The 13737-nt window shown below is 33.3% G+C and carries 8 protein-coding genes; all 8 read left to right on the top strand.

Going from position 1 to position 13737, the window contains the following annotated elements; translation table 11 throughout:
- Positions 1-5: 5 nt before the first annotated feature.
- The 8 genes from C3L50_RS04210 (at position 6) to C3L50_RS04175 (ending at position 13645) form a co-directional block, all read left to right on the top strand.
- A complete protein-coding gene (locus C3L50_RS04210) occupies positions 6-1010 on the top strand; it encodes a Kelch repeat-containing protein (RefSeq protein WP_103804894.1) in 1005 nt (334 codons plus the stop codon).
- Between the two features lie 52 nt (positions 1011-1062).
- Positions 1063-1353: a DUF4907 domain-containing protein gene (locus C3L50_RS04205; RefSeq protein WP_103805121.1), complete on the top strand. Its 291-nt coding sequence runs from the start codon at positions 1063-1065 to the stop codon at positions 1351-1353.
- 279 nt (positions 1354-1632) lie between these two features.
- Positions 1633-2442: a sensor histidine kinase gene (locus C3L50_RS04200; protein WP_243400334.1), complete on the top strand. Its 810-nt coding sequence runs from the start codon at positions 1633-1635 to the stop codon at positions 2440-2442.
- 16 nt (positions 2443-2458) lie between these two features.
- A complete protein-coding gene (locus tag C3L50_RS04195) occupies positions 2459-3172 on the top strand; it encodes a LytR/AlgR family response regulator transcription factor (protein WP_103804892.1) in 714 nt (237 codons plus the stop codon).
- 475 nt (positions 3173-3647) lie between these two features.
- Positions 3648-4451 (top strand): rhamnogalacturonan acetylesterase, encoded by an 804-nt coding sequence (locus C3L50_RS04190; protein ID WP_103804891.1) that lies wholly within the window; start codon positions 3648-3650, stop codon positions 4449-4451.
- A gap of 43 nt (positions 4452-4494) precedes the next feature.
- Positions 4495-7242 carry a pectinesterase family protein gene (locus C3L50_RS04185; protein ID WP_103804890.1) on the top strand — a complete coding sequence of 916 codons (2748 nt, stop codon included), beginning with the start codon at positions 4495-4497 and terminating at the stop codon, positions 7240-7242.
- Between the two features lies 1 nt (position 7243).
- Positions 7244-9184, top strand: coding sequence for an SGNH/GDSL hydrolase family protein (locus C3L50_RS04180; RefSeq protein ID WP_133158846.1), 1941 nt, complete (start codon positions 7244-7246; stop codon positions 9182-9184).
- A 114-nt stretch (positions 9185-9298) separates the two neighbouring features.
- Complete coding sequence (locus C3L50_RS04175) at positions 9299-13645, top strand: two-component regulator propeller domain-containing protein (protein ID WP_103804888.1); 4347 nt, start codon at positions 9299-9301, stop codon at positions 13643-13645.
- Positions 13646-13737 lie beyond the last annotated feature (92 nt).

The raw sequence follows: 13737 nt of genomic DNA, 5'->3' as shown, positions 1-13737 counted from the left end.
ACATTATGATTAAATTAAAAAAGGCATTGGCTACAATTCTAATAGCACTATTCTTTGTGAGTTGCAGTAATTCTGATGACACTGTTGAATTAGTAGGGAATTGGATTAAAAAATCGTCTTTTGATGGGCCAGCTCGATCTAGTTCGGCTAGTTTTGTAATTGGGAATTATGCTTACGTTGCAACAGGATATACAGGCGATGTTTACCTAAACGATTTATGGGCTTATAATTCTGATGGTGATTATTGGGAACAAAAAGCCGATTTTATTGGGGTGAAACGAAGTGCTGCTTCGGCATTTGAACTGGGTGGCAAAGGCTATGTAGGACTTGGATATGATGGTTCAAGCCGTCTTAAGGATTTTTATGAATATGACCCAACGACCAATACTTGGACACAAAAAGCCGATTTTGCTGGTACAGCAAGATATGGAGCTGTTGGTTTTCAGGTGGCAGATAAAGCTTATTTCGGAACGGGTTATGACGGAAATTATTTGAAAGATTTTTATCAATACAATCCAACTACCAATGCTTGGACACTTTCTTCTGGTTTTGGTGGAAATAAAAGAAGGAATGCAACTGTTTTTGTAATTAATGACAAAGCTTATCTAGCTACTGGAACAAGTAATAATGTTTTGCAATATGATTTTTGGGAATTTAATGGAGCCACTGAAGTTTGGACTAAAAAGAGAGATATAGATAAAGCAACTGACGACGATGACGACAACGAATATAATGAAGATTATCAAATTCTTAGAGCAAATGCAAGCAGTTTTGTATTGAATAATCTAGGTTATGTCGTTTGTGGTGATAATTCAACAACAATTTGGCAATACAATCCAGGAACAGATTTATGGACAGAGAAAACATCTTTAGAAGCTTCTGGAAGAATTGACGCAGTTGGATTGGCCATCAACAATAGAGGATTTATTATGCTAGGTCGTTCAGGAACCAGTTATTTTGACGATTTATGGGAGTTTTTGCCTAATGACGAGCAAGTCGATAATGATTAATTTTTTTGACCATTGCCCACGGTTTAAATCGTGGGTAATAATATATAATCAAATGAAATTCATAAAAATAGTTGTGTTTTTTTTGCTCTTCATTTCTTGTGAAAATAAAGAACAATATCTCGTAAGATCATTCAAAAGTAATAACGGTTGGGGATACACCATTGCCATAAATGATAAAATTGTGATCAGGCAAACGGTGATTCCAACGGTCTCCAAACAAATGAGTTTCAAGAGCGAAGCTGATGCAATGAAAGTGGGTAACTTAGTACGAGATAGAATAAAACAAAATTTATCTCCCACGATTGCAAAAAAAGATTTAATTTTATTAAAAATAGCTCTTTAAATGAATTTAGTATCGACCAAAAATATTTCCAAAAACCAAATAATCTTACATGTTTTTATTTGGTTTTTTTTCATACTCGCTTCTTTAATGCAGTTTTACGAAAGTCCATTTAAGATTGGGAATGATTTTTTTGTACAATGGGCGACTGGCATCGTACTCTTTTATTTGAACTATTACTATTTTGTTCCCAATATGCTTTTGCAAAAAAAACATGTTGAATTTTGTGCAATAATAATTTTTTTGATAGCCCTTTTTGTGTTTTTTAGAAGCTATTATTTAATGCCAGAATTCCGTGATCTTCCTCGTCCTAAAATGTTTGATGCAAACGGCAAGGAAATTCTAGAGAACAAAATATTTCACAAAAACAAGCCTCTTTTTTTTAGAATTATGCCCGCATTTTTCTATCTTTCTATTATAGCTATAAGTACTATTATCAGGATTTTATCGGAGTATTTTAATAATCAACAGCATAAAATGTTTGTGGAGTCACAACGGACAACCGCCGAACTTATTTATTTGAGAAAACAAACCAATCCTCATTTTTTGTTCAATACCTTGAATAGTATTTATTCTTTGGCTCACAAAAAATCCGATTTGGTTCCCGAAGCCATTGTAACTTTATCTGAATTAATGCGCTATATGCTGTATGAAACGGATAATAAGACGGTTTTGTTAGAAAAAGAAATCAATTACATCCAGAATTATATCGAATTACAAAAACTACGGTTGAATAATGTCGAAAATATCTACGTAAACATTCACGGCGAGACCAAGAATAAGTATATCGAACCCTTGTTGCTGATTTCGTTTATAGAAAACGCATTCAAATACGGAACTGATTATAAAGGAAATACTCGCGTGAAAATCAAAATTCAAATCGAGGATAATACTTTAGATTTTTGGGTAGAAAATAGAGTGGAGAATAATGTTCCTGATCCCGAAAATTCAGGCATTGGAATCAGTAATATTAAAAACCGATTGAAATTATTATATCCCGATTCGCATACGCTTAGTATCGAACAAAAAGACCAAAATTATTCGGTACATTTGAATCTCAAATTAGACCAAATTCAAACATCAATTAATTAAAAATAAGTAGCTCGATATGAAATGTATAATTATTGATGACGAACCATTAGCAGTTGATTTACTCAAAGATTTCGTTAGTAAAATAGATTCATTAGAACTAGTAAACACTTTTAACAATGCGATTGATGCTATTTCAGTAATCAATAAAACCGAAGTCGATTTGATTTTTTTGGATATAGAAATGCCTCATTTTTCGGGTATCGATTTTATTAAAGCTATTGATAAAAAGCCATTAATTATTTTTACAACCGCCTATTCTAATTATGCTGTCGAAGGATTTGATTTTGGTGCTGTCGATTATTTGATAAAGCCTATTCCGTTCAATCGATTTTTAAAAGCTGTAGTTCGAGCTGAGCATGTTTTTTCGCCAATAGATGTTGTACCTGCTGCAATTCCAGCCACTATTGCTGAGGAAACCAATAATTTTATGTTTGTTAGAGCCGAATATGAAAATGTCAAAATCAATTATTCTGATATTTTATTCGTCGAAGGATTGAAAGATTATGTCAAAATTTATACTACAGATGGCAAATATGTATTAACCTTGATGAGTTTGATAAAATTAGAAAATGCATTGGCATCAAAAGGATTTTCTAGAATTCATCGTTCCTATATTATCAATTTAGAACACATTAAATCCATTCAAAAAAACAAAGTAATTATTGCTGATAGACGTTTGCCTATTAGTGAAAGTTACAAAGTTCCCTTTTTCAATAAAATTCATTTATAGTTTTTTTTAACATCATTATTTTAAGTTTAAAAGTTCGAAAAAATTGATTTATCATAAGATCAATTATAATAAATCCTTTTTTTTTAATTACAAATCCTAAACGGGTTTTTATACTAACCTTCAAAAACTTCTTGAAGGAAATAATCAAAAGCCATACCCTCTAAAAGGCTATTGGATGCAATATTTTGATTGTTGCATTTTAACTATTCTTTAAATTATCACGACATTTTAGAAATTGTATTTTATCTATTTTAATCATCTTTTTTTAATTGATTGTATAATAATATACATTTTAAAACAGAATACTTCAAGTTTAATCCTAGTAAATTCGGGTATTGACCAAAATTTAAAAGGAATTGACCAAAATTTAATAGGCATTGTTTTTTTATTGAAATACTTTTGAAGACTATTTTTTTTTATTTCAATAACACAAAATAGTTTGACTGAAACAAAGCAATATTTAGGATTTTAATTTATGAAATTACAAACAAAAAGGGGTATTCTTTTAGCTCTATTATTTTTTGCATTATGTGCATTTAATTCAAAAAAGAAGGTCACTACTGTCTATTTAATAGGCGATTCGACGATGGCAGATTATAGTAAGAATTACGAACCGGGTAAGGACTATATGAAAGTACGATATCCGGTTACTGGTTGGGGACAAGTTTTTCAGCCATTTATGAGTTCCGACAGTTTGTATAAAATTGAAAACGTCATCAAAAAGAATAGTGTTTTTGTCGATGATAGAGCTCGTGGAGGTAGAAGTACACGAACTTTTTTTCAAGAAGGACGCTGGAGAGCTGTTTATGAAAATCTAAAAAAAGGAGATGTGGTTATTATGCAATTTGGTCATAATGATGCTTCCAAAGAAAAAACTGAACGCTATGTAGATGTTGAAGGCTATAAAGAATTTTTAAGATTGTTTGTTTCTCAAACCAGAGAAAAAGGGGCTTTACCTATTATTCTAACACCTGTTGCCCGAAATTATCCATGGGAAAACGGAGTATTGAATGATGTACACGGCGACTATGACAAAGCACCTAAAGATGTTGCTGAGGAAATGAAAGTACCATTAATAGACTTAAACCAACTATCTAGAGATTTTTTTACTAAAAAAGGCAAAGACTATGTGACTGAAAAATACTTTATGAATTTACCAGCAGGAGTATATGAAGCTTATCCTGATGGTCAAAAAGATAATACTCATTTTCAACCCGAGGGAGCTAAAGAGGTTGCTAGATTAGTCTTTGAAGGCATGCAGAAATTACAACTCAATTAACCAATTTAATTCAAAATAAAAAATTAACCAAACCAACCATTCTATGAAAAAACTCAACTTTTTAGTCCTTTTAATTATAGGATTATTATCATTTAATCACTCTAAAGCACAAAGTTTCACTCCAGATATTGTGGTAGATATTAATGGAACAGGGGATTTTACTTCCATCCAAGCTGCATTTAATGCTGTTCCTGCTGGTACACCTACTATTATTTATGTTAAAAAGGGATTGTATGACAAGGAAAAATTAATCATTCCTGCCAACAAAACCAATATTACTTTAATTGGTGAGAGCAGAACAGAAACCATTATTTCGTATGACATTTATAACTGTAATGATGGTGGAGATGGTTTATGTCCAGATGCTAAAGTGGCACTTTGGAGTAGTAATTCAGATTTAGTGAGAACAGCGGGAACGCTTACTATAATGGCTAATGATTTTAGAGCTGAAAATATGACCATAAGAAATACAGCAGGAAATGTAGGTCAGGCGCAAGCTCTTACCATTCAGTCAGACCGAAATGTATTTGTTAACTGTGATATAACTGCTTATCAGGACACTATTTATTTTTGGATGGCAGAAACTTCTCGTGCCTATTTTAAATCCTGCTTGATTACCGGACGTACAGATTATATTTATGGTAGTGGAGTAGCTGTTTTTAACGAATGTGAAATTAGAAGTTATGGAGGTGGATGGATTACAGCCCCTTCTACTGGAATTGCTCAAACTTATGGATTTGTATTCTATAAATGTAATTTAACTTACGATCCTAATAGTCCAAGTTCTGGAGATAATAGTACGGGTGCACTAATTCGGTTGGGTCGTCCTTGGCATAATTATCCAAAAGTAGCTTGGTTGTATTGTGCTATGACTAGTCAAATCAATCCACAAGGTTGGGGAGATAAGTGGAATATGGATTATTCTGATACGAGTACTGATCTTCATTTGTATGAATGGATGAATACTGGACCTGGTGCCGATATGAGTGGAAGAGCCAATTGGGCAGGACTAAGAGCAATGCTGAATCAAGCTGAAGCGGATTTATATGAACCTAAAACAGTATTAAAAGGTTCAGACAATTGGGATCCTACAGCAATTCCTCCAGCAGTAACTGTATATAATTGGGATGGAGGAGCGGCTAATAATGGTTGGCTTCAAGCAAACAATTGGAACCCAGATGGGGTGCCTGTAGTTGCCAATGTAGCCAATGTTGACGGTAGCGTAACTCTAGACGCAAATGGAGGAAGTTTTCTAGCAGATTTGAATTTAACTAATGGAGCAACTATAGATGTTTCGGCCAATAGTACTGCATCTTTGCTTACATTAAATCAAGCTACTATTTCTTCTTCGGCTACTGCTTCATTATCAGGAACAATTAAAACTAAAGGAACAGTAAATATCAATACTACTGGAAATCTTAGCGTTGCTGCAGCAATTAGCGGAGTTCATCAAATTACTAAAACAGGTACTGGAATTTGTCAATTGAACGGCAATAATTCAGGTTTTACAGGTAATTTAATTATTACAAATGGAGATTTACAAGCCAAAATAGCAAATTCTCTGGGGAATGCAGTTAAAATTACTGTTCAAACCAGTGGAAAATTAACTATAGACGTTAGCAATGCCATTCAGCCCAAAACCCCACTTTATACCGAAGGAGCGGCATTGTTAGTACTTAATCAAGACATAACAATTAGTGAATGGTATGTTGATGGTGTTTTGAAACCATTAGGAATATATGATGCAACTACCAATCCAACAACCATTAGCGGTACAGGAAAAATAATTATTGGAAGACCAAGCCAATTTAATTTTGTTGGAGGAACTGCTAATAGAAACTGGGATAATCCGGCTCATTATTCACCAGCGTTGTTGCCAGAATTAGGTGAAAAAGTAACCGTAAAAGATAATTATATCGAAGCTATTGCGGCAAATTTTAAAGGAGATATGTATTTGAGTAATGGTAAATATATCTTATTAAGAACCACCTCAACTTCGGCCGAGTGTAAAGGCCCTGTTAGAATGGAGCAAGGCACCTCAATTAATTATGCTACAAGCGGTACTGGTTTTTATTTGAAGGCAAATGTTATTTTGAATGGCGATATTACATTATTTATGAGTAGTGCTAATACGGCAGGTAGCACTATGGATTTGCCTGGAACTTTTACGGGTAGTTACAAGGTAAAAGTATCAAACAATAGAAGCAATGGCCCACTAACTGCTAATACTGTTAAACTTGGTGGTGATAACAGTAATTTTACTGGAATATGGGATTTAACAGCAGCCGCAACAACCGTTGGAGCATCTACTCAAATCAATGGAACTGTTGAAAATGCTTTCGGAAAAGGATTGATTAGCCTTGCGTCGATTAATAAAGCCCTTTTTAATCACGCAAAGTGTGCTGGCGATGAATTAAATATGAACATAACCGGAACGGCTTCGGCGGTATTGAACGTTGCAGTAGCGGTTAAAAAATTCACATTAAATGGTGTTCAATTTGCCGATGGAGTTTATAATGCAACCACGCACCCGGGTTTGTTTTCAGGCACAGGTTCAATTACCGTAAACAGTACTTCTTTAGGTTTAGAGGAAAAAGTGTTTTTAGTTAATGGGAGTTTAAAAGTCAACGGAAATCTTGAAAGCATAGAAATTTTCAATCTTTTAGGTCAAAAGATGTATCAAACTAAATCAACAAAGGAACTTGATTTAAACGAATTGAAATCAGGTGTTTATATTGTTCGTTATAAAATCGATGGAAAACAAGGGGCAACTAAAATTTATAAAAACTAAAATGAAAAAAACAGTCGCAAAATTATTTTTAACAGCATTTGTTTTTTGCAGTATTATTTCTGCGAATGCGCAAATTACATTGCATACCATTGGCGATTCTACTCAAGCTATATATGACCCAAATGTGTCCGATATAAGAGGCTGGGGAATGATGTTACCGCAATTTTTCAATTCAGGTGTTGTTGTCAATGATCGTGCAAAAAGTGGTGCTAGCAGCAAGAGTTTTTATATGGAAGCTCCTTATTGGACAACTGTAAAACAGCAAATTAAAGTTGGGGATTATGTCTTGATTCAATTTGCACATAATGATGAAAAAAACGGTGGACTTGACGGAGGAACCGATCCCGCAAATCCCATAAATGGTACTGATTATCGAGGTACAACTGCACAAGGAACTTATAAAGATTATCTACGAAAATATGTAAATGAAACACGTGCCTTAGGAGCTACACCGCTTTTGGCCTCTGCAATGTGTCGAAAATATTTTAGCGGTGCTACTATAACTCGCAAAGGACAACACGATTTAGGAGATGATTTTGGTGTTCCAGCAACTGATAATACGTATGACTACAGTTTTGCAATGCAAGAAGTTGCTACAGAAATGAATGTGAAATTTATTGACTTAACCGCTTTGACAAAGACCCTTTTTGAATCTTATGGCGATGCCGCTTGTACAGCTCAACTTTTTACTTCTGCAGATTCAACCCATCCTATTGCTTTAGGCGGAACTTTAGTAGCCAGATTGTGTGCTCAAGAGATGTACAAACAAGGAATTCTTGCTCCTTACATAAACACATCAACCGATGTTTTGATTAATCCAACCAGTTGCGATTTTGGAGATGCTTATACAGGTCAAACACTTACTAAAGAAGTAACTATTACGGGTTTTGACTTGGTTCCAGCTTCAGGAACATTTACCCTATCGGTTGATAATGGTTTCCAAATTGCAGCCAATAAAACAGATACTTTTGCTTCTTCAATCACTATGAATTATACAACAGGAAGTCTGGCTTTTACAAAGTTTTATATTTCAGTAACCCAATCTGTTGGTGGAACTAATACAGGTACACTTACTGTAACTAATGGAGCAGTAACCAAAACTGTGCCACTGACGGCTAATTTTATTACCCTAACTGGTGGAACTGAAGTTAGTCTTTTATGGCCATTAATCACAAATAACACTCCCGTTTTAGTTGGTCCAGCCACTGTTGTTGATCAATCTTATAGTGGTATGACTCTTCAGAGTTATGCAGCTCCAAATGGTACTTCTACAGTATGGCCTGCGGGAAGCGGGTATGATACTACTAGAAAAACACAAAGAAATGTAATTGAAGGAGGAACTTGGCCTGCTGGCGAAATTGATGAGGTATCCACTCGCTATATCCAATTTGGAATTAAACCAGCCGTAGGAACTGATTTAAATATTGATTTAATTAGTCTATACATTGGTGGAGCTGGTGGTAACGGCATGCGTTGTCGTATTTCGTATTCAAAAGACGATTTTGTTACCACTTATGTAGCTGGGGAGTTTCAGAGTATGGTTGCCAATACTATGAATGCTGTTTCAAAGATTCCTGTACTTAAACTTGTTGCAGGTGAAACATTAAAAGTACGTGTTTATCCTTGGTATAATGGATCCGCAACTGGTAAAACAATTTGTCTTGCAGATATGAAAATTCACGGAGTAGCGCTTCCAGCATCTAGTTTATCTGTAAATCAGTTTTCAGAAAACAAAATGATTTTGACTGTCGAAAATGGTTTTATTAAGATAAGCAAAGCTCCCGAAAACAGCAAAATTTCAATTTATGACTTAACAGGGAAATTGGTTTTAAAATCATCAATTAATGCTAATGCAATTCCAGCACCTAAAACAGCAGGTCTTTATATTGGTAAAATTGAATCGCAAGAAGGCACAAATACAACAAAATTTATCATACCTTAAATTAGGTTTATTCTATACCAAATTATTTTTCAAACACTTGCAATTTTATTTTTGCAAGTGTTTTTGTTTTATAAGTTGGTTGTTTTATATTTATAATAAAAACAGAATTTCTAAATGAAAAAAAAACTATTCCTTATATTTTTATTGGCACTTTTAGTTCTTACTTCAACTAATGAAGTTTTAGCTCAAATAAAATGCAAAATCGAAAATTATTCTACCGAGGATGGGCTTTCGCACGATGTTATTCGAGATATAATCAAGGGGAAAGATGGTTTTATGTGGTTCGCCACCTGGGATGGTATTAATCGATTTGATGGTAAAAACTTCATTACTTACAAAGCAATTGCTGGCGATAATAGTAGTTTAGGAAATAATCGTATTGATGAAATTAAAGAAGATGCCTATGGATTTATTTGGCTAAAAGCCTATGATAATCAAATTTATAGATTCGATAAAAAAACAGAAAAATTTCTTTCGATAGCTACACTTTTGGGGACTAATAAAATTGAATTTAGAGCTATTTTTCCAGATTCTAATGGGAATGTTTGGCTAACAACAACTGAAAAAGGAATATATCTAGCTCAAAAAAAAGACAATAGTCAAATTATAATTACTCATTTCGGACAAGGTTTAAAAGCCAATTTTTCAATGACCTCTAATAAATCAAATTTTGTATTTCTAGATAGCAACAATAGGTTTTGGGTAGGTTCTGACAAAGGATTAGATTGTGTTTTTTTATCTAAAAATAAGGAGTATAAAAGTGTAAGCATTCTTAAAAATAGCAATCTAAACTCTTTTTTAATAGATAGTAATCTATTTTGGTTTGGTACTAATGCAGGCGAATTAATTAGGTACAATCCAACTCATAAAAAATATTCAAAAATAATATTAGCCAAAACAAGTATTAATTCGATAATCAAATTAAGAAATGAAAACGCCTTGTTGTTGTCCACTGCTGAAGGAGAACTGATAACTTTTAATCTGAAAACCTTAAAAACGACTTCGATTCTTAAAGTTGCTGACGCTGCCATTTTCAAATTGTATCAAGATAAAAGCGGTTTGATATGGGGTGAGCCTAATAAAAATGGTGTTTTAATGATTGATTTAAAAACAAAAAAAAGTCAATCTTTTTCTCAAAAAACCGATGTATCCATAGTGCAACTCAAAAATAGTTACGGCATTTTTGAAGACAATTTCAATAGAGTTTGGGTAAAATTAAAAGGAGGTGGTTTTGGTCATTACAACCCTAAAACCAATGCATTTGATTACTTCTTTAACAAACCTGGAGATGAAAATCAAAAATTTTCAAATACGGTTTCCAGCCACTATTTTGACCCGTCAGGGATTCTTTGGATGAGTACTAATGACGGAGGAATCAATAAAATTATTCTTCAAAAGAATAGTTTTCAACAACAACTTTTAGTCCCTGATCCCAAAAGCCGATTGGAAAATGAAATTAGAGCCGTTTATAGCGATCGCTCCGATAGATTGTGGATGGCATCAAAAGCAGGTGAATTAAAAGTTTTTCAAAATAATCAGGAATTAAAAAACCTGTTTATCAATTTTAAAGTTGAAAATATTGGTTTAATATACACCATTATCGAAGATGCAAAAGGCGCTATTTGGTTAGGCACAAAAGGGAATGGTTTGTACAAAGCAACTCCTGTCAATGTGCAACATTCTCAATACAGTTTGCAACAATTCAAAGCGGATAAAAACAACCCAAAAAGCATCAGTAGCGATTTGATCTATTCCGTTTTAGAAGATAAAAAAGGAAGAATTTGGATAGGAACTTATGACAATGGAATTAATTTAGTAGAAGAAAATCAAGGTAAAATTAGTTTTACGCACCATTTCAAAAATTATCCTTTCGAGGAATCAAGCAAAGTTAGGTATTTGTCTGAAGGGTATAAAGGTCAAATTTGGGTAGCCACTACAAACGGATTAGTAACTTTTAATCCAGATTCGTACAATCCCAATCAAATAAAATTTTCAAGATATGTAAAAAGTGCTACCGACAAATCGAGCTTGAACAGTAACGATGTATTGTTTATATGCAAAGATTCCGAAGACAAAATCTGGCTTTCTACAGCGGGTGGCGGCCTTAATTTGGCAATGGAAACCCAAAACAACCAATTAAAATTTAAAAACTTTACTAAAGAAAATGGCTTGCCTAGCGATTTTATCTTGAGTATGGTAGAAGATGACGAGAAGAATTTATGGTTGGCCACTGAAAACGGTATTTCAAAATTTAATATAAAACATCAAACTTTTAGAAATTACGATACTTATGACGGTTTGCTTAAAACCAGATTTTCTGAGGCATCTAGTTTAAAATTACAAAATGGCAATTTGATTTTTGGTTGTAAAATTGGGTATTTAAATTTCAACCCTCAAACCATTAAAAATCAAAAAAGTACAACTCAAATGGTTTTTACCAATTTTGAAGTCAATAATAAAATTTCGAATGTAAAGTCGGCTGAATTTCCTTTAAAACAAGATATCAATTATGACAACAATATTGAATTGGATTACCAACACAATACCATCAGTATTTATTACACCGTTTTAGATTATAGATCGAATAATAAACAACTTTATGCCTACCGTTTAAAGGGATTAGAAGATACTTGGCATCAGGTGAAAAACCAGAAAAAAGCAACATTCACCAATTTAGATCCTGGCGATTATGAGTTTGAAGTAAAATGTTTGAATACCGATTTATACACTAATGTCCCTCAAAAAAAGCTGTCTTTTACCATTACTCCTCCGTTTTGGAAAACCAATTGGGCTTATTTTTTATACGCCATTATCTTTTTTGCATTGCTAGAAATGTCCAGAAGAATTGTGTATTCGATGATTCAATTGCGAAATAAAGTAGTGGTAGAACATCAAATGACCGAGTTGAAATTGAGTTTTTTTACCAATATTTCACACGAATTAAGAACACCGCTTACGCTAATTGTGAATCCAATTGAAGAAATCGCTAAAAACGAAAATCTAAGTCCTTTAGGAAACGAATACATCGAAACCGTCCGAAAAAATGCCGATAGATTAGTTCGTTTTGTTAATCAATTACTCGATTTTAGAAAAGTACAAAGTGGCAACGAAGAGCTTCATATCGCACCTATTGAAATGGTTACTTTTATCAATGAAACCATAACTTTGTTTGTACATATTGCACACGAAAAAAATATTAAAATTCAAACAAAATCTAATTTTGGAAGCATAAATGCCAATCTCGACAAGGAAAAAATGGATATTGTAATCTATAATTTGTTGTCTAATGCCCTTAAATTCTCTCCAAATGATAGCGTCATTACAGTAGAACTTGCTTTAGAAAAAGACAATTTTTTAAAAATATATGTTGCCGATCAAGGAACGGGTGTGGATGAAAATAAATTGGAAGACATTTTCAAACTTTATTATGAAACCAACACGGGTAAAAATAAGAATGTAGGAACCGGAATTGGATTGGCACTTTGCAAAGAATATGTTCAGTTGCATCAAGGATCTATTTATGCTGTAAATAATACAGATGGCGGTCTCACCGTTGCTATAACAATCGATTTAAACAATGAATTGCTTCAAAGTCATTCGAATACTATAGCGTCGGTAGCTCAAAAAAATCAAAAACAACCTCTTGTTATTGCTCAAAACAATGAAAATGTAGCAGTCGAAAACGACACTAATCTTCCATTGGTTTTAATTGTAGAAGACAACAATGAATTGAGAAAATTTTTGAAAAGTCAGTTGCAATGTTTTTATCGAATAATAGAAGCCGAAAACGGAAAAGTAGGTTTAGAAATAGCCACAAAAAAACTGCCCGATTTGATTTTGAGTGATATTATGATGCCCGAAATGGATGGCATTGAGTTGTTGGATGCGCTTAAAAATTCAGAGGAAACTAGCCATATTCCAGTGGTTTTATTAACGGCAAAATCATCTGTCGAAAGCAAAATTGAAGGCTTGAATTATGGAGCTGATTATTATATTACCAAGCCTTTCGACACCGATTTTTTATTGGCTTCTATCGAAAATTTAATTAAGCAGAGGAAGAAAATTTTTGAAAACTTGCAAGCGAATGTCAAAACAATGGCTTTAGAACCAAGTGAAATAATCATTACAACCAAGGACGAACAATTTCTAAAAGATAGCATTGCGATTGTAGAAAACAATTTGACCAATCCAAAATTCAACATTGATGTAATCTCCAACAGCTTGAGTATTTCCAGAGTCACATTCAACAGAAAATTTAAAAGTTTGACCAATATGACTCCTGTAGAATTTGTTAGAGAAATGCGCATCAAAAGAGCCAAACAATTTCTAGATGCAGGCGAAACCGATATTGCTGGTATTGCTTATAAAGTTGGGTTTAATGATGCGGGGTATTTTAGTACTTGTTTCAAAGAATACTACAAAATTGCTCCTTCGGATTACTTGAAACAAAAACAAGAATAACATTCAAAAGTGTATTATTTATAAGCTTTTTGAGTTGAAAAATAGTGCAGTTTTAAAACCTTTTTTATTTGATTTATTTCGATTTTAATGCC

Origin of the sequence: Flavobacterium alvei (assembly GCF_002920895.1) — a bacterium.
In the GTDB taxonomy this organism is placed as follows: domain Bacteria; phylum Bacteroidota; class Bacteroidia; order Flavobacteriales; family Flavobacteriaceae; genus Flavobacterium; species Flavobacterium alvei.
The sequence above is the reverse complement of the archived record's forward strand: the minus strand, read 5'-3'. Positions and strand labels throughout refer to the sequence as shown.

What these genes read in the sequence shown, in the direction of transcription:
- C3L50_RS04180 (WP_133158846.1), top strand. Translation starts at nt 7,244, where the DNA reads ATGAAAAAAACAGTCGCAAAATTATTTTTAACAGCATTTGTTTTTTGC.
- C3L50_RS04200 (WP_243400334.1), top strand. Translation starts at nt 1,633, where the DNA reads ATGCCAGAATTCCGTGATCTTCCTCGTCCTAAAATGTTTGATGCAAAC.
- C3L50_RS04175 (WP_103804888.1), top strand. Translation starts at nt 9,299, where the DNA reads ATGAAAAAAAAACTATTCCTTATATTTTTATTGGCACTTTTAGTTCTT.
- C3L50_RS04185 (WP_103804890.1), top strand. Translation starts at nt 4,495, where the DNA reads ATGAAAAAACTCAACTTTTTAGTCCTTTTAATTATAGGATTATTATCA.
- C3L50_RS04205 (WP_103805121.1), top strand. Translation starts at nt 1,063, where the DNA reads ATGAAATTCATAAAAATAGTTGTGTTTTTTTTGCTCTTCATTTCTTGT.
- C3L50_RS04195 (WP_103804892.1), top strand. Translation starts at nt 2,459, where the DNA reads ATGAAATGTATAATTATTGATGACGAACCATTAGCAGTTGATTTACTC.
- C3L50_RS04190 (WP_103804891.1), top strand. Translation starts at nt 3,648, where the DNA reads ATGAAATTACAAACAAAAAGGGGTATTCTTTTAGCTCTATTATTTTTT.
- C3L50_RS04210 (WP_103804894.1), top strand. Translation starts at nt 6, where the DNA reads ATGATTAAATTAAAAAAGGCATTGGCTACAATTCTAATAGCACTATTC.